Raw genomic sequence first — 20,965 nt, forward strand, 5'->3', positions numbered from 1 at the left:
TCGACGCCGCTACGCCCGCCGACCGATCGTATTGAATATCTTCGGAGCTCTCCATGTCCGGCAATCCCATGCGGGACCAGATCCTTGCCACGCCAGCCGCCCTCAAGGCGGCGTTCGACGAGCTGGAATTGGCGGTCCGGCTGGTTCTGAGCTTCGAGGAGATCTTCCGCAGCCGCCGCATCGTGCTGACCGGCAGCGGCGATTCCTATTTCGCCGCGGCGGCAGCCGAATTCGCGTTTTTGAAGCACGCCGGCCTGCCGGTCGAAGTCCGCACGCCGCTCGATGCCGGACGCTACCATGCTGCTGTCTCGCGGCCGCGCGACATCGAGAACACTTTGGTCGTCGCGCTGTCCAATTCCGGCGGTGCCGCGCGCACCGCCGAGGCGGCGGGGCTCTATCGGGCGCGCGGTGCCTTGGTGCTGGCTCTGACCAAGGATCGCGACAGCCGCCTGGCCGCCGCGGCCGACAAGACGCTGGTGACGCCGGTGCCGACGCTTCCTCCCGCGCCGGGCTATGGCGCCTACCTGTTCGCGCTGCTTGCCTTGCAACTCCTGGCGATCCGTCTGGGCGAGGTGCGCGCTGAGATGACGATGGACCAGGCGCAGGCCCTTCGCATGGACCTCAAGCGCCATCTGGACGATCTCGCGGCGGTGACCGAGGCGACGGATGCGCCGGCCCGCTCAGTGGCGGACAAGCTCCAAGCGGCGGCCTTGATCGAATTCCTCGGCGCCGGTCCAAGCCGCGCCGTCGCCGACTACGGCGCGGCGAAGATCCTCGAAGCTTGCGGCCGCCACGCTCTCGCCCGCGATCTCGAGGAGTGGGTTCACCTCAACTATTTCGACGGTGCGCCGGCCGAGATCGCGACGATGGCGATCCTGCCGGTAGGGAGCCGCGCGACGAGCCGTGTTGACGAAGTGGCCGCCTATTGGGCCAAGCTGCGCGCGAACTTCACCGTCGTGGGCGGCCCGATGGACGGCGCGGCCGCTTTGCCGGTCCAGCCTGCCATCGCCGAGGAATTTTCGCCGTTGCTCACCAGCGTCGGGCCGGCGCTCGTGACCGCGCATCTGAGCGAGTTGCTCGGCGCCGACTATGGGCGCGGTGCGACCGGACCCTGGTCGGACTGCCGGGATGCCGCCACCGTCCAGGGCGGCCGGATCGAGACGAGCTTTTCATGACCCTGTCCAACCACAAGCTCGCAACGTCGGAGAACGGGGCCACCGAGATTACCCAGACCGTCGCCGAGGCGGTGAAGGCGAGCGGCGTCGAGGACGGCCTTTGCATCGTCTTCGTGCCGCATACGACGGCCGGGCTTTCGATCACCTCGCGCTGGGACGCCAAAGGCCTCGAAGACATTCACGACGACATCGACCGGCTGGTGCCGACGCGTATCGACTTCAAGCACCAGTTCGACACGCCGCAGGATGCTGCCGGCCATGTGAAGTCGGTGCTGGTGGGGGTCAGCCTGCCGCTGATCATTACCGAGGGTGCGCTGCTGCTCGGCCACTCGCAGGGCATCTTCTTCCACGAGTTCGATGGACCCCGCCAGCGCCAGTTCTTCGTCCGGTGCGGTTGTGACTGAGCGCTGCGATCTCGTCGCGGGGGCCGTTTTGATCGATGACATCCACTTTGCCGACGGCGGCGAGAGGCTCGGCGTGCCCGGTGGGGCAGGGCTCTATGCCTTGTCGGGCGCGGCGCCGTTCAGCGACCATACGGTGCTGACCATCGGGACGGGCGAGGATTATTGCATCACCTACGGTCCCTGGATGGAGCGCAACGGCCTCTCCACCGAGGGACTGCGCATCGCCGATCCGCACACGCCGCGCAACACCCTGCGCTACTTTCCGGATGGCGAACGCAGCGAAGAGCCGGTCTACGGCGTCGCGCATTTCAGGCGCACCGAGCCGACGGCTGCGGATATCAGGCGGCGCGTTGCCGATGCGCGGGGCCTCTATGTGTTTCGCGACACCGATCCTGACTTCTGGGCGGAACTCGCTCCCCTGTTGGCGGCGAACCCGGTCACGACCCTCTGGGAGATCGCGGCCAATGCCTGCCTTCCAGAAAACCTCCCCGAGATCGAGCGGATCGCCGGCATGATCGACGCAGTCTCGATCAATCGGCAGGAGGCGGCGGCCCTGTTTCAGACCGAGGACGAGGCCGCCTTGCTGGCCTCGCTCGGCGCCTTGCCGGCGACCATTTTTCTGCGGGCCGGCGAGCGCGGCAGCTACTGGATCGAGGCGGATACCGTCGGGTTCGTTCCAAGCGTCCCCGTCGCGCCCGTCGACGTGACCGGGGGCGGCAACGCCTATGGCGGCGCGGCCATGGTGGGCCTGGCGCAGGGATTGCCGGCGCGCGAAGCGGCCGCGATGGGTACTGCCGCCGCCAGCCTGGCGATCCGGCAGTTCGGCCCCCCGGAGGCCGGCAACCCGGCGTTTCGCGCGGTCGCCCGCGATCTGGTTCGCGATCTTCAATCCACTCGGGAAGCGGTGCACTGATGACCAAGGTCCTGATCGATACGGATCCGGGAATGGACGACGCGCTGGCGATCATCCTGGCGTTGAAGTCGCCGGAGCTGGAGGTGCTGGGCATTTCCTCGGTGGCTGGCAACTATCCTGTCGATATTACTACTGCCAACGCGCTGAAGACGCTGGAGCTGCTCGGCCGCGTCGACGTGCCGGTGGCGCGCGGCATGGGCAAGCCGCTGGCGCGCCCGCTGCCCAAGGACCCGTTTTCGCACGGCTCCGACGGCATGGCCGAAACGCATCTTCCCACCCCGCAGCTGAAGCCGGTCGAAAAGCACGCCATCGATCAGATCATCGACGTGGTGAAGGCGGACCCCGGCGCCGTCACCATCGTGACGCTCGGGCCGCTCACCAACGTCGCGATGGCGCTGATGAAGGCGCCCGAGATCGTCCCGCTGGTCGGCCGGGTCGTCTCGATCGCCGGCTCCTTCGGTCTCAACACATATGCCTTCGCCAACGCGACAGGCGATACGCCGCAGAGCGAATGGAACGTCTACGTGGACCCGGAAGCGGCCCAGTTGGTCTTCGCCTCCGGCGTGCCGGTGACGGCCGTCGGGCTGGACGTGGCCACGCATTTCGACATCAACTTTTCCGAGGCGCAGCTCGCCACGCTGCGCGAGGCGGAGCGGCCCGAGGCCAAGATCGTCGAACGGATGGTGCGCTTCGTGCAGGGGCGCGGCTTCGAATCCTATTGCGTGCTGATCGATTCCCTCGCCATAGCTTCGGTCGTCGATCCGAGCCTGATCGAGACCGTTCCGGCGCGCGTCGGCGTCGAGACCAAGGGCGAACTGACGCTCGGCCAGACGGTGGCCGACTTCCGCCACCATCACGGCTGGATGCACCTGCCGGAGATCCAGGTCGCCGCGCGCGCCGACTACGGCCGATTTCTCGATCTGATCATGCGCGCGGTGCTGGCCTGACCATGGATTACGCCACTCGGGAAAAGATCTATGCCGGCGTGCTCGGCAAGATCATCGGCGTCTATCACGGCCGCCCCGTGGAGGGCTGGACCCACGAGCGCATCATCGAGACGCACGGCGAGATCACCTATTTCGTCAACGACCGGATGAAGCTGCCGATCGTCCTGCCCGACGATGACATCTCGGGCACCTTCGCCTTTTTCCGGGCGCTCGAGGACAACGGCTATCCCGAAGGCCTGACACCTGAGATGGTGGGCCGAACCTGGCTCAACTACATCATCGAGGAGAAGACCATCCTGTGGTGGGGCGGTCTCGGCCGCTCGACCGAGCACACTGCCTTTCTCAACCTGAAGAATGGCATCGCGGCGCCGGCAAGCGGCAGCCATGCGGTCAACGGGGCCTGGCTGCCGGCGCAGATCGGCGCGCAGATCTTCATGGACGCCTTCTCGCTTTCCTGCCCGAACGATCCGGATCGGGCCTCCCGGCTGGTGCGCGCAGCGGCCTCCGTCAGCCACGACGGCATCGCGCTCGACGCCGCCGTTCTGCTCGCAACGATGGAGGCGATGGCGTTCTCCGAGCGACGGGTGGAGACGCTGCTCGACCGGGGCCTCGCCTATGTCTCCGATCCGCATCTGCTGCGCGTCATCGAAGCCTTGCGCGGCGTCTGCGCCAAGTCCCGTGACTGGCGTGAGGTCCGTGCCTGGATCGCCGCGAACCACGGCTATGCCCACTATGACGGGCCCTGCCACATGGTGCCGAACCACCTGATCGTGCTGATGGCGTTCCTGATGGCCGGGGACGATTTCGCCCGATCGCTGACCATCGCCACGTCGGCCGGTTGGGACACCGACTGCAACGCCGGCAATGTCGGCTGCCTCAACGCTGTGCGCCTGGGGCTTTCGGCGCTCGATGCCGGTCCCGATCTCCGGCGACCGGTGTCGGACTTCATGTACGTGGTCTCGTCCGACGGGGCGGCCGCGATCACCGATGCCGTGCGGGAGACCCGCGCCATCGTCAAGGCTGCCTGCGCCACAAGAGGCGAGCCGGCGCCGGATGGGGGCCCCAAATACGGCTTCGATTTTCCCGGTTCGACGCAGGGCTTTTCGCCCTGTGCCCATCACCCCGGCCGCCAGGCGGTGATCGACTGGGGCGGCGAGGGGAAGGGCTTGACGCTGCAGCTGAAGGGGCTCTCGCTCGGCGTCACCGGATCGGTTTCGACGCCGGTTTTCGTGGAGCCGTTCGCGGCGTCGTCGAGCTTTGCCATGGTGGCGAGCCCGACGCTCTATTCCGGCCAGAGGGTGACGGCGCGCCTCGAAAAGGACGAGCGCGTCGAGGCGCGGCTCTATGCACTCTATTACGATGCCAGCGACGAGATCCGCCGCCTCGAAGGCGAATGGTCTGCCGGAAGCGAGCTTGCCTGGACCGTGCCGCATACGAACGGCATGCCGCTCTATCGCCTCGGCATCGAATTGCGCTGCGACACACGCTTCGACGGGACGGTGACGCTCGTCTCCGTCGACTGGGGCGGGGCGCCGGCCGAGATGCGCATCGAGGGCATGCTGGTGCAATCGATCTGGAACCTGACGCCGTTCTGGACGCGAGCGTGGGTCAGCTCGGCCCGGCATCTGGCGCCGGACTTCAACGACACGATCTGCATCTCCCACCCGGAGGAAAACGGCATCGCCACGCTCGGCAGCCGTGACTGGGACGACTATTCGGTCGAAAGCACGCTCGACTATTCCATCCACGATGGCGGCGGCCTGGTGGTGCGCTCGCGCGGCCACCGGCGCTATTATTGCGGCATCCTGCGCGGCGACCGCGCCGAAATCGTCAGGCGCTTCGACGATACCGTCGATGTTTTGGCCTCGATGGTCGTGGGCGGCGAGGCGGCCGGCAAGCGCCGACTGAAGCTGTCGGCCGAGGGCGACCGCATCACCTTCGAGATCGACGGCGCACATCGGCTGCAGACCCGGGACGCGGCGCTGGAATCCGGTGCCGCGGGGATCGTGGTCCATCGCGGCACGGTGGTCGCCGACGGCTTCATCGTCACCGGACTGAAGAACGCACAACAAGAGAGGACCACGGCCGATGCCGCGTGACGACGTCGCCGGAAGGCGAGCCATCGACGAGATCCACGCGCGCTATGCGCTCTGGGACAATGTGCCGAAGCGCGGCTTGAGCGTCGGCGGCAGGCCGGCCATGACACGGATCGACCCCGACAAGGTCGGCGATTTCGTGCTGGTGACGGTGCGCGATCCGTTGATCGATTATCAGGGCGATCCGGCCGAACATATCTCGAAGTTGATGGACGACGTGGAACTGGCCGGCCAGTCCGGTATGTTCACCAGCTATACCGGCAGCTTCGAGGGCGCGCGCATCACCATCGTCAGCGGCGGCAGCGGATCGTCGGAAGCCGAGCTTCTGCTTTACGACTTCATGGAGTTCACCAAGGCGCACACTTACCTCAGGGTCGGAGGCTCCGGCGGCCTCGGCACCGATGTGAAGCCCGGCGACATCGTGGTCTCCAGCGGTGTGGTGCGCGAGGAGGGCATGACGCGCGCCTATATCGACCGGGCCTATCCCGCGACGTCGCATTTCGAGGTCGTCGCGGCGATGGCTCAAGCGGCCGACGAAAGCGGCGCGCGCTATCACGTCGGCACCACGCTGTCGATCGACAGCGATTTCGTCGGCGCCGGGCGGCCGGGCGTGGGCGGCTATATGCAGCCCTGGAACATCGAGCTGCTCGGTACCTACAACCGCGCCGGCGTGCTCAACGGCGATCGCGAGTCGGCGGCCGTGGTGACGCTCGCCTCGCTATTCGGTTTTCGGGGCGGCTCGGTGTGCTCGGTGGCCGACAATGTGGTGACCGGCCAGAGCTTCAGTCACGGCGCCGGCCATGCCAACGCCATCGACATCGCGCTGAAGGGCTGCGCGCTGCTCGACCGGATGGACAAGAAGCGCATCGCGGCCGGCAAGCGTTACTGGCTTCCGAGCCTCGGGCTGTAATCCGTCAGTTCGCCGCGGCCGCCGGGATGGTGGCCACGCTCTGGCGTGAGATCAGCCGGACGTCCACCTTGTAGTGCCGGATCCTGCGCTCCGGCTCGGCAAGGCGGTTGAGCAGCAGCGTCATCGCGGACGCGGCCATCTGGTCGACGGGCTGGCGCACCGTGGTCAGCGCCGGCACGACGATCGATGCCCAGGAGATGTCGTCGAAGCCGACCACCGACAGGTCGTCGGGAACCCGTAAGCCAAGTTCGTGGGCAGCCCGCAGGACGCCGATGGCGATCATGTCGTTGCCGCACATCACCGCCGTGACCGAACGCTCCTTGAGCTTCTCGAAAACGTACTGAGGCAGGTGCACGGCATAGGACGTCTGCACCTGCCAGCCGATCTTCGCCTTGCCCTCGGCTTCGGCGAGGAAGCCGATCTTGCGATCGTCCTTGCCTTCCATGATGTCGGCGCTGGTGATCAGGCCAAGCGATCGATGGCCGTGGTCGATCAGATGGCGCGCGAGCTGCCGCCCGCCTTCGAGGTCGCGGGTCGTCACATTGTCGTAGCCGGCGTCAGGGGTGCCGATCACCGCAACGGGCATGGCAAAGTGGGGAAGCGCCTCGAGATGCTCGGCGTTCGAAGTGCGGCACCAGATGGCGCCGGCGACCCCCTGATTTTCCAGATGGCGCATACCGTCGATCTCGCTTTCGGCGGCGCCGGACGTGTCGATCAGCATGACGGTGTAGCCGGCCCTGCGGGCTTCGTGTTCGAGCGACTGGGCCAAGGCGGGAAAATAGGGATTGCGCAGATCCGGCAGCAGCAGGCCGAGCGTGGTGTTGCGGCCCATGCGGACGGCCTGGGCCGACCGGTTCGGCCGGTAGCCGAGCCGCGCGGCCACCTCGCGGACGTGCTCGCGCATCTCGCGGCTGACCGTGCCGCTGTCGCGCATCGCATAGGAGGCCGCGGCCACGGAAACGTTGGCCTCCCGGGCAACGTCCTTCAGGGTCACGGGTTTTTTCGGTGGCTTCGATTGCTCCGACATAAGCGCTTTCGGCGCCTCTTAAGCGGTGGCATTCAAGTGTGCCCATCGCGATTAGAGGCGCTGTCCCTCCTTCGCGAACACCAAGAGCTGATCATTCTCGAGCGCGACGCCGACGGGCTGACCGGGGCGGACCTCGGTAAGCCGTGGCTGCTCGACCGTCACCTCGGCGCCGCTCTGCATTGTAATATACAGGTAGGACAGGTTTCCAAGCTGTTCCACCACTTTGACGATGCCCGGACTGCCCGCCTCCTGGTTCACGGTGCTGCATTCGGGCCGAAAACCGACCATGACCTGCTGCCCCGCGCGGGCGTCGGTGCCGCGAAGACGCGCCGTGAGCGGGTGCGGTCCGAAGCTTGGCGCGCTCAAACGTGCGATGCCGTCGATGATCGCGTCCACCGTAGCCTCCACGAAATTCATCTTGGGGGACCCAATGAAGCCCGCCACGAAAAGATTGTCGGGGTTGGCGTAAAGCTCGACCGGCGGGCCGGCCTGTTCCAGCCGGCCGTCGCGCAGGACCACGATCTTGTCGGCGAGCGTCATCGCCTCGACCTGGTCGTGCGTCACGTAGATCATGGTTGCACCGAGATCCTGGTGCAGCCGGGCGATCTCCAGGCGCATCTGCACCCTTAACTCGGCATCGAGATTGGACAGCGGCTCGTCGAACAGGAAGATGCGCGGGCTCTTGACGATGGCGCGACCGATGGCGACGCGCTGGCGCTGGCCGCCGGACAGTGCTTTCGGCTTGCGGCGCAGCAGGTGTTCCAGCTGCAGGATGCGGGCCGCCTCCAGCACTTTCTCGCGCCGTTTCTCCCTCGGCATGTGCTGGATCTTGAGGCCGAAGCCGATGTTTTCCTCCACCGTCATGTGCGGATAGAGAGCGTAGGACTGAAACACCATGGCGACGCCGCGGTCCGGCGGCAGCATGCCGGTGACGTCTCGGCCGTCGATCTCGATCGCGCCGTCGGTCGGCGCCTCGAGCCCGGCGATCATCCGCAGAAGCGTGGACTTGCCGCAGCCGGACGGGCCGACGAAGACGACGAAATCGCCGTGGTCGACCTCCAGGTCGATGGACTTGATCACCTCGGTCGGACCGAACGACTTGACGAGTTTCTTCAGAGCGAGCGTCGACATCAGCCTTCCTTCATCGGCGCCGGACGAAAAAGCCGCGGGCCGGCACCGTGCCGCCTTCGATCAGGAAGCCGGCGCCGCCGCTGGGAAGAGTATCATCGACGGCGCTCACCAGGATGGCGCCGTCAATGGCAAAGTCGATTCGTGTCGCCTTCACCGTCAGCTCGAACGGCTTGCGGGCATTCGGCTCGAAGCGATAGGGCGTGCGCGCCAGGACGCGCAGCGCATCGTCATGACGGTGGATGATCAGCGCCTCGCCGTCCTTCACCACGCCGGCATAGTAGCGCCGATGGCCGCGCGCGCGCGCGACGAGGCCGGCACACTCGTGCAGTTCGAGCACGAGTTCGGAGCCGACGGAATAGTCGGTCCAGTCGCGCGTGCCGGTGGTGATCACGCCCTCCTTGCCGGGATGGGAGAGGGTGAAGGTGTTGTAGATGTCGGTCGCATAGTGCCTGGCCGAGCTGACGAAGGAGCGGGTCCAGAACGTCGCCGTGTCCCACGGCGTCAGGCCGGGCGTCAGTTCGCGCGCCGTGCCGAAGGCGAGGTCTCTGGGAGCGCCGCTCCAGTCGAGAGTGCGCAGCACGACCTCGCCGGACAACCGGCGGTCGGCCATGAGTTCGATGCCGAGACGATGGATCGGATGGCCGCCGAGATCGGGGACATCCCAGACGAGCCTGTTGGAGCCCCTGGCAAGAACGAAGGGCTCGCCCGCCGCGCGCGCCAGCCGTTCCGTCTCGTCGAAATAGAGCACGTAGAAGCGGAGCAAGGGATTGGCGTCGGCCAGGCCCTCGACCTCGGCGATCACCGTCTGCGTGCCATAGAGCGAGGGGCTTGCGATCACCTCGAAATAGCTGGTGTCCTCGGCGCCGCTAGGCTTGGGATCGATGAAGGTCGGCACCGACACGGTCCCGGTGACGCCCTTCGCGAGCGCTTCGACGCCGATGCAGAGACCGTTGCCGCGGCCTGTCTGGTTGGCATTCGAGACGCGTATGGCCGCCTGGCGGCCGGCGTGATGCGGGCAGGGCTCGAAGCCCTGGACCGATCCTGGAAATTCGAAGGCGAAGCGGCTGGCGGGCGGAGCGTAGTCGCGGCCTTGCAAGGCTGCGCTCGCCCGCAGTGCTCGGCGGGTCTCGATCGCCGCATCGCTCAGGCACTCGCCGCCGTCCGCACCGACGACGTAGAGCCGGTCAGCGACGGGGCCGCGGAAGTCGGGGCCGGTCTCCAGGCCGGCCAGCCCGAGGCGGATGCCGTTCAGCGCGCCGAGATTGCCGGCATTGCAGTCGGTGTCCCAGCCCGAGGAGACGGCGATCGAGAGACCCTTCTGGAAGTCGTCGCCACCGAGCAGAAAGGCGGCGATCAGCAGCGCATGATTGGGCACCATCGGGCAGTTGCCCGGATAGCGCTCGTATCCGTGATTGATTTCGAGCCAATGGCGCACGGCGCGCCAGTCGTCGGCCGATGTCTGACACTCCTTGCGCACCGCTTCGATCACGCCGGCCAGTTCCGCCGAACGGCAGAAGCCGAGCCCGAGGTCGAGGAGCGCCGAAATGTCGCGCTCGGTGAAGGCGGCGGCCTGCATCGCGGCGAGCAGGCAGGCCGCCTCGACCGCGACCCCGCCGTGGCTGACGGAGGCGGCCGCCCGGGCCATGGCCGCGGCCCGCTCCGGATCGCCCGGATTGGCGAGCGCCCAGGTGTCGATGAAGATCTCGGCGCCGATCTGTTCGGCCATGCCCTGGCCGTTCAGCTCGACCGACCCGCTCAGCGGCGCCTTGATGCCGTCCTTGAGGCGCAGATAGGCGGTGTGCTCTGTCGAGCGGCCGAGGCCGCCCCACCACAGGACGGTGCGGTCTTCGACGATGTAGTTGAGCCACGTGTCGCCGATCGTCGCCGGCGCGATGTCGGGCGGAAAGCCGTTATCCTCCAGCGCGCGATAGAACAGAAAAGTGCCGGAGATGTCGTCGTCCGGCACGATCAGCGGCCAGCCGACGCGGTGGTGGACGTAGTCCTCGACCTCGCCGAAGGTCGCTTCGATGTCCTCGTGGCGCCAGCCCTCGACGGCGCGCCCGAGATAGACGCCGATCAGCTTGCCGAGAACGCCGGCATAGGTCTTGTGGGCGAGATCCTCGGGCGAGAGGCCGGAAGCGGACATCGGCTATCCCTTGACCGCGCCGCCGACCATGCCGGCAACGAAGAAGCGTTGGATGAGGATGAAGAAGACGATGATCGGCGCCACGAGGATGAAGGCGCCGGCCATCATCGCGCCCTGGTCCGTGGCATAGGTGCCGTTCATCGACAGATAGCCGAGCGTCATGGTGACGTTGTCGCGGCCCTTCTGGAAGGTCGAGGTGATCAGGAACTCGTTCCAGGCGTTCAGGAAGACGACGATCGAAACCGTTACCAGGCCGGGACGCATCAGGGGCAGGATGATGTGCCAGAACGTCTGAAGCGGCGTCGCACCGTCCATGAAGGCGGCGGCATCGATTTCCTTGGGGATCGACACGACGTAGGCCCGCAGCAGGAAGATCGAGATCGGCAGGTTGATCGCCGCCAGGATCAGCGAGGTCGCGAAGAAGTTTCCGACCATGCCGAGCTTGGCATAGACGAAATAGAGCGGAAACAGGAACAGCTGGATCGGCACCGTCGTCGCGCAGAGAAAGTAGATGGTCACGAGCTGCCAGTAGCGGATTTCTCGCCGCGCCAGCGAAAACGCCGCGAGCGAGGCGCAGGACAGGGTCAGCACCACCGTCGAGCCGGTGATCAGCAGGCTGTTGACGAGCCCGGTCGAGAAATGCCCGCCCTTCCAGGCGCGCGCGAAGTTCGAAAAGTCGATGCCGGTCGGCAGGCTCAGCGGGTTGGCGACGATCTGAGGATGCGACTTGAAGGTGTTCACCGCCACCAGCAGCAGGGGCAAGAGCGCGACGACGACGCCACCGGCCAGGAAAAGGTTGGCGAGCGATCGCGACAGGGGTCTCGTGGCGGCGCTCATGTCAGGCCTCGATGCTCGATCGGCTGAGGCGTACATAGGCCAGCGACGCCAATAGGCCGAAGAAACTCATCACCAGCGCGACCGCCGCGGCCTTGCCGACCTGAAAGCTGGTGAAGGCGAACTTGTAGGCGAAGGTCGACAGGATTTCGGTGGCGCGGGCCGGGCCGCCCTGGGTGATCAGATAGACGTAGTCGAAGGTCAGGAACGAGAAGATGGTGACGAGCACCAGCATCAGCCCCAAGGTCGGCAGGATGTTGGGCAGCGCCACGTTCCAGAACACCTGCCAGCCGCTGGCGCCTTCCAGAAAGGCCGCTTCCAGCTGGTCCTCGGGGATCTGGCGCATGGCGGCGAAGAAGATCACCGTGAGATAGCCCCAGAAGTGCCAGATATCGACCGAGGCGACCGCATAAAGAGCCGTGTCGGGCGTCGCCAGAGGGCTGCTGAGCGGCATGACGGTGCGCGAGATGAAGGCGACCAGGCCCGATACCGGACTGAAGATGATGTTCTGCCAGATCACCGCGTTGGCGACCGGCGAGATGACGTAGGGCAGCAGAAAGACGATCTGGAAGATCGTGGCGCTGCGCCGGCGCGTCAGCAGAATGGAGGCCGCGACGAGCGCAATCGCCATCGGAACGGTCAGGAAGATGATCGTCCACTGCACATTGTGCCAGATCGCCAGCCAGAAGACCGGATCGGACGAGAGGTCGCGGAAGTTGTCGAGGCCGACGAAAGTGGGCGCGCCGATGCCGTCCCAGTCGGTGAAGGCGGCCAGCAGCGTCAGCACGGCCGGCATCATGACAACCGCGATGCTCAGGCAAAGCGCCGGCGCCAGAAACAGAGAATGATATGTTTTATGCGAGAGTCGCATGGCACCCGAGCAGCGATCGACGAGCGAGTGAAACGTTTGATGTTTTCGTTGTCAATGCAAGCGTTACGCTCAGTGAGTATCTTAGCCACACACGGCGGAGATGGGAATCTTTTTGAGACCAGCACCTTCGGGCGAAAGGCCTCGACCGTCAATCGTCGAGCGGCGCCATGACGCGCGAGCATATCCACAGAATCTGGGCCGGCTCATCCCCGGATGACACGCAGGCATGGCCCATCGTGCTGTCGAAATAGCAGCTGTCGCCGACATCCAGCACCGTCGGCGCATAGTGTTCGGTGTGCAGCGTCACTTGGCCGGCCAGGACATAGAAGAACTCTTCGCCCGCGTGCTGGACCAGGCCGGGAAACTCGGCCAGCGAACGCGCCTCGATGGTCGTCAGCAGCGGAATGAACTGCTTGCCGGATAACTCGGCCGCCAGCATTTCGTAGGTGTACTGGTCGGTGGCGCGGCGGATGCCATCGCCCCGGCGTGTGACGGTGCGGCGGCCGCCGACATGAGAGGCCGCGCCGCCGGTGAAGAGTTCCGTCACATCGATCCGCAGGCCCGCCGCGAGATTGAGAATGGTCTCGTAGGTGGGCGACATCTGGCCGTTTTCGATTTTCGACAGCGTCGACGGAGCGAGCCCCGCGCGCTCGCCGAGCTCCTGCAGGGTCAGGTGCGCCTCGCGACGCAGCCGCCGCAGGACCTCGGCGATCGAGTCCGTGTCGCGCTGTGGCTGACGGCGTACCGGGGCGGATCGAGGCGCGGCGTTGGATGGCGAAGACGTTCGGCGAGGGCGGCTCATCGGCGGGGCAGGCTCATCTGTCGTTTCGATCGAAAACTGCAGCGGCGTATCCCGCACGCCGGCAAGGTATCCCGGCGCGGAGCGTGTGACGCGAAAATCATTGGGCGGAGATTGTCATCGAATGCCGAGGTGCCGCTGTTTCCTATAGGAAAAACACGGATTGCTGACGAGGTAAAGATGTCCCGGCTGCTTGTGCACAAGCTTACGTTGAATTTTGCCGGCGCGTGGCGGCGGCCGCCTTCGGAACGTCAAATATTGCGGGTCTGCCTCTCAAAAAATCTTTGGACAGCCGGCCGCACAAGGCCTGCATGATGTTTGAGCAGGCAAAAATGCAGTTTGCACACAAAATCCCCTATACGAAATAAATTTCCTGTCATACGTTTCTCTTCGCCGGTCGAGACAGATTTTCCTGCCCGCACCGACCGGCTGCCGTTCCCGCGGGCGCCACGTTTCAAGGTCTTTCCCGAGGAATAGGAGCAGACTCGATGCGACTTTTGAGCAGGGCCATGCTTTCGGCTGCGATGCTGGCATCGCCGATCTTGGTGGCGACGCCATCCTGGGCCGAGCATGTGCTGGAACTCGATGAATCCCCCGTTGGCGAGATTGATCCGGCCAAGGCCACCGACTACGCCGACACCGTGCTGATGGTGAACATCTACGACACGCTGGTCTATCCGAAGAAGGGCGGACCGGGCGTCGAGCCGCTGCTCGCCGACAGCTGGTCGGTCGACGGCAAGACCTACACCTTCACCCTCCACGACGGCGTCAAGTTCCATTCCGGCAATCCGCTGACGGCCGACGACGTGGTCTTCTCGCTCAACCGCATGATGGCGTTGGGGCAAGGGCTTTCCAGTCTGTTCGAGGGGCGCGTCGAGACAGTCGAGGCGGTAGATCCCAAGACCGTCAAGTTCACTCTGACCGAGCCGTATGCGCCGTTCCTCGCGGCGCTGGTGCGCCTGCCCATTCTCGATTCCAAGACGGTCATGGCCAACAAGCAGGATGGCGATCACGGCGAGTTCGGCGACTACGGCGAGGCATGGCTGTCGTCGCACGACGCCGGATCGGGCGCCTATCAGGTCGAATCGCAGAACCCGCAGTCGGAGACCGTGCTCACCAAGTTCGACGGCTATTTCCTGGATTTCGCCGACAACGCGCCGGATCGCGTTCGCTACCGCTATGGCCTGGAAGCCTCGACCGTGCGCGCCCTGATGGGGCGCGGCGAGCACGACATCTCCGACATGTGGCTGCCCCCCGAGGTGATCCGGGCGCTGGCTGGCGAAGATGGCATGAGCCTGGTGGCCGAAGGCGGCTCCACGGGCGAATACATCAAGCTGAACACGGCCCGGCCGCCGCTCGACGACGTGCATTGCCGGCTGGCTCTGACCTACGCCTTCGACTACGCGAACACGTTGAACATCCTCAAGATCAACGACGACTACAGCCAGGGCGTACCGATGAACGGCGCGTTGCCGAGCGGTCTTCTGGGCTATGACAAGTCCGTGCCGGATTTCTCGCAGGATATGGAGAAGGCCAAGGCGGAGCTGGCCGAGTGCAAGTACGACCCCGCCGACAACCCGCTCGACATCGCCTGGATCGCCGAAGTGCCGGCGCGCGAGCGCATCGCGCTTCTGATGCAGGCGAGCTTCTCGCAGCTCGGCTTCCCGGTGAAAGTCGTCAAGACGCCGTGGGCGCTCGTCACCGAGCAGGTGACCAAGCCGGATACGGCCCCGCACGCCGTGGAGATCGCCGTCTCGGCCCTGACGCCGGACCCGGATTCGCTGCTTTACAACATGTATTCCTCGAAGGTCCCGGCCACCTGGATGTCGGCCGAGCATCTGAAGGACGACAAGGTGGACGAATTGCTGGAGGCAGGCCGTGCCGAGAGCGACGATACCAAGCGAGCGGAGATCTACAAGGAGCTGAACAAGCGCCTGCGCGAGCTCGCCCCCGATATCTTCGCCTATGAGCTGAAGGGCGTGATGGTGGCTCGTGACGCGGTGAGCGTGCCGAAGCTGACCGATGCGTCGCAGCGCACGCTCGACAACTTCAACTTCCTGTTCCGCGAAATCAGCATGACGGAATGAGGCACGACGGCCGCCGAACGTCCGGCGGCCTTCGTCTCTTCTAAGGAAGCGGGTGAGGAAGTCTAAGGAAGTGGGTGAGGAAGCCGATGAGCAAGCGCATTCTCTGGGTGAATACGGTTGGATGGGACGCCTACGACCAGCCGTTCGCCGAGGTGCTGGCGAGCGCCAAGGACCAGGGCACGGAGGTAGAGGTCGTCTCGCTTGCCCTGCCGGCGCCGCTCACCCACGTGGAATATCGCGCCTACGAGGCGATGACCTATGCCGAGATCGTCAAGCTCGCCTATGACGGCGGCCGGCGTGGCGTCGATGCCATGGTGATCGGCTGCTTCTACGATCCGGCGCTGAAGGAAGCGCGCGAGGTTTCCGGCGCCATGGCCGTGGTCGGGCCGTGCCTGGCGGGCGTGCAACTCGCCACCACGCTCGCCAATCGTTTCTCGGTGATCGTCACCCGGAAAAAGTGCATCGACCAGATGACGGACCGGGTGCGCGAATACGGCGCGGCGGATCGGCTTGCCTCCATGCGCAGTCTCGATATCGGCGTGGAGTGGCTGCAGAGCGATCCGGGCACCACCAGGGAGCGGATCATCGCCGCCGGCCGGCGGGCGATCGAGGAGGACGGCGCGGAAGCCATCCTGCTCGGCTGCACCTGCGAATTCGGATTCCATCACGAGGCGCAGTCGATCCTCGGCGTGCCGGTGATCGACGCCGTGCTCGCGCCGTTCAAGCTGGCCGAGCACATGGCCGGTCTCAAGCTGCGCTTCGGCTGGACGCCAAGCCGCGTCGGCAGTTGCGAACCACCTCCGTCGGCCGAGATCGAGCGCTTCGGGTTATTCGCCGCCGCGCCCGCTGTCGGCAACCGCCTCGTCGTCTAAGCGGCTGCCGCCTCGACCTAACCCGGAAGGACCAGACCGAACGCATGTCGGCCATCCTGAAACCCTTGCTTCATCGCCTCGGCGCTGCGCTCATCGTCCTGATCGGCATCTCGATGCTGATCTTTGCGATCGCGCGGGTGATGCCGGGCGATCCGGCCCGCATCGCGCTCGGGCCGAACGCCAGCCAGGCGCAGGTCGAGGCGCTGCGCAAGGCGCGCCATCTCGACGCCTCGCTGCCGGTTCAGTACTTCGAATTCATCAAGTCGCTCGCCCATGGCGATCTGGGCCGCTCGCTCTACACCAACCGGCCGGTGGCCACCGACATCGCGCAGTTTCTCCCTGCGACGCTCGAACTCGTCCTCTGCTCCGGCATCCTGATGGTGGTGCTGGGCGTGCCGCTCGGCATCGTCTCGGCGCATTTTCGCGGGCGAACACCGGATCATCTCGGCCGGCTGATCGCGCTGCTCGGCGTGTGCACGCCGGCCTTCGTCTGGGGCGTCATTCTGCAGCTGGTGTTCGGCTATTTCTGGGAAATCTTTCCGATCGAGGGACGGCTGCTGGCCTCGCAGGCGGCACCGGCGACGGTTACGGGCTTCCTGCTGATCGACACGCTGATCGCGGGCAATGTCGCGGCCTTCTTCGACGCCGCCCATCATCTGGTTCTGCCGTCGCTCGCCCTTGCGCTCTCCGGCATGGGACAGACCGCCCGGCTGACGCGCGCCAATATGGGCGAGGCCTATCAGCGGCCCTATGCGGAGATGGCGCGCGCCTATGGCTTCCGGCCCTGGCGCATCGCCACCCGCTATGTCTTCCGGCCGGCCTTCATCCCGACGCTCACCATTCTCGGGCTCGACTTCGCGGCGTTGCTCGGCAACGCCTTCCTGGTCGAAAAGGTGTTCGGCTGGCCCGGCCTGTCGCGCTACGGCGTCGACGTGATCCTGAGGAAGGACCTCGACGCCATCGTCGGCACCGTGCTGATCATCGCGGCCACCTTCCTGATCGTGAATATCGCGGTCGACGTGGTGGTGGCGCTGATCAATCCGCGCATCCGCCTTGCGGGAGGCAAGCCATGAGCGAGACGCCCTTGTCCGCCCCCGCCAGCCTGGCCAAGCCCCGGCGATCGCGCTCCAAGGCCTTGGCGGCGTTCACTGCCAATCCCTTGTCGGTGGGCGGGCTGGTTCTGATGCTGGTGATCGTGTTCGCGTCGATCTTTGCCGAATGGGTCGTGCCCTATCCGACCCATGTCGGGCCGATCGGCGATTTCGCCGCGATGAACCAGTCGCCGACGGGCGCGCACTGGCTGGGCACAGACACGATCGGCCGCGATCTCCTGACGCGCATCGTCTTCGGCTACCGGCTGGCGCTGATCATGGCCATCGTCGTGCTGGCGATCGCCACCCCGGTCGGCGTCGCCGTCGGTCTCGTCGCCGGCTATAAGGGGGGCTGGGTCGACTACGTGCTGATGCGGCTCACCGACGTCTTCCTGGCGGTGCCGCCGCTGGTGCTGGCGCTCGCCATCATGGGCTTTCTCGAACCCACGCTGATGAACGGCATGCTGGCGATCACCGCCATGTGGTGGCCCTGGTACGCCCGCCTCATCTACAACGTCACGCGCTCCGAGGCGCAGGAAGGCTACGTCATGGCCGCCGAAACGGTCGGCGCCTCGACCTTCCACATCCTGTTCCGCGAAATCCTGCCCAATTGCTGGCCGTCGATCCTGACCAAGATGATGCTCGACGTGGGTTTCGTCGTGCTGATGGCCTCGTCGCTTTCCTTTCTCGGCCTCGGCGTGCAGCCGCCGACGCCCGATCTCGGCTCGATGGTGGCCGACGGCGCGCGCTACATGCCCGACTCCTGGTGGCTGAGCGTCTGGCCGGGCCTGGCGATTCTCTTGATCGTGCTCGCCTTCAACCTGGTCGGCGACGGCCTGCGCGAAGCCTTCGAGGCGGAGGGCTGAGATGGGCGAACCGGTTCTCACCATCCGCGACCTGCGCCTGGCCTTCGGTGGGCGGCATCACCGCAGCGAGATTCTGCACGGCATCTCGCTGCATGTCCGGGCCGGCGAAAAAGTGGCGCTGGTCGGCGAGTCCGGCTCGGGAAAGTCGGTGACGGCGCGCCTCGCCATGGGCCTGCTGCAGGAGGGGCGCGGCGTCCACACCTCCGGCTCGATCCGGTTCGACGGCATCGAGGCGGTCGACGGCGGCCCCGAGATCGCCCGGCGGCGCGGCAACCGCGTCGCCATGATCTTCCAGGACCCGACCTCGGCGCTCAATCCGACCTATACGATCCGCACCCAGTTTCGCGACGTGCTGCGCTCCGGCAATCCGGCGATCGGCGACGCGGACGCCGACAAGCGCGCCATGGCGATCCTCGACGAGGTATCGATCGGCGATCCGGCGCGTGTGCTCTCGTCCTATGCCTTTCAGCTTTCGGGCGGCATGAACCAACGGGTGATGATCGCCATGGCGCTGGTCAACCGGCCGGCGCTCTTGATCGCCGACGAGCCGGGTACGGCGCTCGACGTCACCGTCCAGGCGCAGACGCTGAAGCTGATGAACGACCTGACCGACGAGACGGGGACGGCGACGCTGTTCATCTCGCACAATCTCGGGGTGGTGCGCGAGTTCGCCGACCGGGTCTATGTGATCTATCGTGGCAATCTGGTCGAGCATGCCACCACCGAGCAGCTCTTCCGCGATCCTCGCCATCCCTATACGCGGGCGCTTCTGTCGGCGATCCCGAAGATCTCGGAAGGCGCGCTGCCGGACCTGCCGGAGCGCAGCCCCGATTTCCTGAACCCGCTGATCGTGCACGAGGGATGCGGCGAGCCGCTTCCGTCGGCGGGGGAGGCGCGCGCATGATCCCGATCCTCGAACTCGACGGGCTCGGCAAGACCTTCTCTGCCGACGGCAACGAGGTCGTGGCGCTAACGGACGTCTCCATCGCTTTTCGCCGGGAGGAATGCCACGCCATCGTCGGCGAATCCGGCTCCGGCAAGACGACGCTCGCCAATCTGGTGCTGGGGCTGTTTCCGCCGACCGAAGGGTCGATGCGCTTCAACGGCGTGCCGCTGCCGGCCGAACGGCCGCGCGAGCTGAAGCGGGCCATCCAGTTCGTCCAGCAGAATCCGCTGTCGGCCCTCAATCCGCGCCGCAGTGTCGGGGCAAGCGTACGCCTGCCGCTCGACGTCCACGGTCTCGGCGTCCGGCGCGAGCGCGCGGGCGTCGTCGCCAGCTATCTGGAAGAGGTCGGGCTGGACCCGGCCTATGCGCGGCGCTCGCCTCGCGGCCTGTCGGGCGGCGAGCGCCAGCGCGTCGCCATCGCCCGGGCGCTGGCCTGCGACCCGGAGCTTCTGGTGCTCGACGAGCCGACCTCGGCGCTCGACGTGCTGGTGCAGGCGCGCATCCTGGCGCTGCTCAACCGCCTCAGGGTCGAGCGCAAGCTCACCTATGTCTTCATCACCCACGATCTCGCCGTGGTGCGTGCCATCGCCGACCGCGTGAGCGTGTTTCAGAAGGGGCGGCTGGTGGAGACCGGCACGGTCGCTGAAATCTTTGCCAATCCGAAGAGCGAGTACACGCGAGAACTGATCGGCGCCATTCCAGTGGTGACCGACGAGGAGGCAAGGCTGCGCGACGCCATTCGCGAGGGTGCCGCCGTGGAGGGCATCGCGCCATGACGGCCGTGGCGGTACCCCCGGCGCCCGAGACGGTTCGCGTCGGCTTCGACGATCTTGTGGCCGTGCTGAAGACGATCCTCGTCCGCTTCGGCACGTCCGCTTCGGTCGCGGCGATCCTCGCCGACAACTGCGCCACCGCCGAGCGGGACGGTTCGAAGAGCCACGGCCTGTTCCGCATGCCGGGCTATGTGACGACGCTCCGGAGCGGCTGGGTCGACGGCCATGCCGTGCCGGTGGTCGAGGACGCCGCCGCCGGTTTCGTGCGGGCCGACGCGATGAACGGCTTCACCCAGGTGGCTCTCGCCAAGGCCCGGCCGCTATTGATCGAAAAGGCGCGGCAGACCGGCATCGCGGCGCTGGCGATCCGGCAGTCGCACCATCTCGGCGCGTTGTGGCCCGATGTCGAACCGTTCGCACGCGAGGGCTTCGTGGCGCTCTCCGTCGTCAACAGCTTCGGCTGCGTGGTGCCCCACGGTGGCACCAAGCCGGTGTTCGGCACCAACCCGATCGCCTTTGCCGCACCGCGCGCCGACGACGATCCGCTGGTCTTCGACCAGGCGGCGAGCGCCATCGCCAATGGCGACGTGCAGGTCGCCGCGCGAGACGGCCACGCCCTGCCGCCCAATTCCGGCGTCGATCGCCACGGCAAACCGACCACTGATCCCCGCGCGGTGCTCGACGGCGGCGCGCTTCTGCCGTTCGGCGGCCACAAGGGGGCGTCGCTGGCCATGATGGTGGAGATTCTCTCGGCGGCGCTCACCGGCGGGCAGTTTTCCTTCGAGGTCGACTGGTCGGATCATCCGGGCGCGGTCACGCCGAAGACCGGCCAACTCGTCATCCTCATCGATCCCCGGCGCGGCGCCGGCGAAAGCTTTGCCGCGCGTCTGGAAATCCTGATCGAGCGCATTCGCGAGGCAGGGCAGGAGCGCCTGCCCGGCGACCGGCGCTATGCGCTGCGCCGCGAGGCGATGGCGCTCGGCGTGCCGGTGGCGGCCGACCTCATGGCGGACTTGCGAGCGCTGGCGGCGGGAGGACCCCTGCCACCCCGGTTCGCGCCGCCCAACTGACAGTTCG

General features: G+C 66.3%; 19 protein-coding genes. 13 read left to right on the forward strand and 6 right to left on the reverse strand.

Features of this window, described 5'->3' with window-relative positions; translation table 11 throughout:
* Positions 1–53 precede the first annotated feature (53 nt).
* The 6 genes from SMD10_RS09925 to SMD10_RS09950 are packed head-to-tail and all read left to right on the forward strand — an operon-like array spanning position 54 to position 6,445.
* Positions 54–1,175 carry an SIS domain-containing protein gene (locus SMD10_RS09925; RefSeq protein WP_331685526.1) on the forward strand — a complete coding sequence of 374 codons (1,122 nt, stop codon included), beginning with the start codon at positions 54–56 and terminating at the stop codon, positions 1,173–1,175.
* Positions 1,172–1,579: a secondary thiamine-phosphate synthase enzyme YjbQ gene (locus tag SMD10_RS09930; protein ID WP_331685527.1), complete on the forward strand. Its 408-nt coding sequence runs from the start codon at positions 1,172–1,174 to the stop codon at positions 1,577–1,579. Before SMD10_RS09925 ends, SMD10_RS09930 begins: the two co-directional genes overlap by 4 nt.
* Before the next feature lie 28 nt (positions 1,580–1,607).
* Positions 1,608–2,492 carry a carbohydrate kinase family protein gene (locus tag SMD10_RS09935; RefSeq protein ID WP_331685528.1) on the forward strand — a complete coding sequence of 295 codons (885 nt, stop codon included), beginning with the start codon at positions 1,608–1,610 and terminating at the stop codon, positions 2,490–2,492.
* The gene (locus tag SMD10_RS09940) at positions 2,492–3,439 is read left to right on the forward strand and encodes a nucleoside hydrolase (protein WP_331685529.1); all 948 of its coding nucleotides are present in this window, start codon (positions 2,492–2,494) and stop codon (positions 3,437–3,439) included. The genes SMD10_RS09935 and SMD10_RS09940 overlap by 1 nt, the downstream gene beginning before the upstream one ends.
* A 2-nt stretch (positions 3,440–3,441) precedes the next feature.
* On the forward strand, positions 3,442–5,538 hold the full coding sequence (locus SMD10_RS09945; RefSeq protein ID WP_331685530.1) for an ADP-ribosylglycohydrolase family protein: 2,097 nt from the start codon (positions 3,442–3,444) through the stop codon (positions 5,536–5,538).
* On the forward strand, positions 5,528–6,445 hold the full coding sequence (locus SMD10_RS09950) for a nucleoside phosphorylase (protein WP_331685531.1): 918 nt from the start codon (positions 5,528–5,530) through the stop codon (positions 6,443–6,445). Before SMD10_RS09945 ends, SMD10_RS09950 begins: the two co-directional genes overlap by 11 nt.
* A 4-nt stretch (positions 6,446–6,449) precedes the next feature.
* Here SMD10_RS09950 and SMD10_RS09955 read toward each other — a convergent pair whose 3' ends face one another.
* The 6 genes from SMD10_RS09955 to SMD10_RS09980 all read right to left on the reverse strand — a co-directional run bounded on the left by SMD10_RS09955 (position 6,450) and on the right by SMD10_RS09980 (position 13,256).
* Complete coding sequence (locus tag SMD10_RS09955) at positions 6,450–7,439, reverse strand: LacI family DNA-binding transcriptional regulator (RefSeq protein ID WP_331685532.1); 990 nt, start codon at positions 7,437–7,439, stop codon at positions 6,450–6,452.
* A gap of 84 nt (positions 7,440–7,523) precedes the next feature.
* Complete coding sequence (locus SMD10_RS09960; RefSeq protein ID WP_331685533.1) at positions 7,524–8,603, reverse strand: ABC transporter ATP-binding protein; 1,080 nt, start codon at positions 8,601–8,603, stop codon at positions 7,524–7,526.
* Between the two features lie 10 nt (positions 8,604–8,613).
* Entirely contained in the window at positions 8,614–10,749 is a 2,136-nt protein-coding gene (locus SMD10_RS09965) for an ADP-ribosylglycohydrolase family protein (protein ID WP_331685534.1), read from the reverse strand.
* A 3-nt stretch (positions 10,750–10,752) separates the two neighbouring features.
* Complete coding sequence (locus SMD10_RS09970) at positions 10,753–11,586, reverse strand: carbohydrate ABC transporter permease (RefSeq protein WP_331685535.1); 834 nt, start codon at positions 11,584–11,586, stop codon at positions 10,753–10,755.
* A 1-nt stretch (position 11,587) separates the two neighbouring features.
* Positions 11,588–12,382 (reverse strand): carbohydrate ABC transporter permease, encoded by a 795-nt coding sequence (locus SMD10_RS09975; protein WP_331685536.1) that lies wholly within the window; start codon positions 12,380–12,382, stop codon positions 11,588–11,590.
* Between the two features lie 220 nt (positions 12,383–12,602).
* Positions 12,603–13,256, reverse strand: coding sequence for a helix-turn-helix domain-containing protein (locus SMD10_RS09980; RefSeq protein WP_331685537.1), 654 nt, complete (start codon positions 13,254–13,256; stop codon positions 12,603–12,605).
* 485 nt (positions 13,257–13,741) lie between these two features.
* Here SMD10_RS09980 and SMD10_RS09985 point away from each other — a divergent pair, with 485 nt between their 5' ends.
* The 7 genes from SMD10_RS09985 (at position 13,742) to SMD10_RS10015 (ending at position 20,958) form a co-directional block, all read left to right on the forward strand.
* On the forward strand, positions 13,742–15,340 hold the full coding sequence (locus tag SMD10_RS09985) for an ABC transporter substrate-binding protein (RefSeq protein ID WP_331685538.1): 1,599 nt from the start codon (positions 13,742–13,744) through the stop codon (positions 15,338–15,340).
* 86 nt (positions 15,341–15,426) lie between these two features.
* A complete protein-coding gene (locus SMD10_RS09990; RefSeq protein WP_331685539.1) occupies positions 15,427–16,212 on the forward strand; it encodes an aspartate/glutamate racemase family protein in 786 nt (261 codons plus the stop codon).
* A gap of 44 nt (positions 16,213–16,256) precedes the next feature.
* Complete coding sequence (locus tag SMD10_RS09995) at positions 16,257–17,285, forward strand: ABC transporter permease (RefSeq protein WP_331685540.1); 1,029 nt, start codon at positions 16,257–16,259, stop codon at positions 17,283–17,285.
* On the forward strand, positions 17,282–18,169 hold the full coding sequence (locus SMD10_RS10000) for an ABC transporter permease (RefSeq protein ID WP_331685541.1): 888 nt from the start codon (positions 17,282–17,284) through the stop codon (positions 18,167–18,169). Before SMD10_RS09995 ends, SMD10_RS10000 begins: the two co-directional genes overlap by 4 nt.
* Before the next feature lies 1 nt (position 18,170).
* Entirely contained in the window at positions 18,171–19,073 is a 903-nt protein-coding gene (locus tag SMD10_RS10005; protein WP_331685542.1) for an ABC transporter ATP-binding protein, read from the forward strand.
* Positions 19,070–19,891 (forward strand): ABC transporter ATP-binding protein, encoded by an 822-nt coding sequence (locus tag SMD10_RS10010; RefSeq protein ID WP_331685543.1) that lies wholly within the window; start codon positions 19,070–19,072, stop codon positions 19,889–19,891. The genes SMD10_RS10005 and SMD10_RS10010 overlap by 4 nt, the downstream gene beginning before the upstream one ends.
* A complete protein-coding gene (locus SMD10_RS10015; protein ID WP_331685544.1) occupies positions 19,888–20,958 on the forward strand; it encodes an Ldh family oxidoreductase in 1,071 nt (356 codons plus the stop codon). The genes SMD10_RS10010 and SMD10_RS10015 overlap by 4 nt, the downstream gene beginning before the upstream one ends.
* Positions 20,959–20,965: the final 7 nt, after the last annotated feature.

This window comes from Consotaella aegiceratis (assembly GCF_036541425.1).
Classification (GTDB): Bacteria; Pseudomonadota; Alphaproteobacteria; order Rhizobiales; family Rhizobiaceae; genus Consotaella; species Consotaella aegiceratis.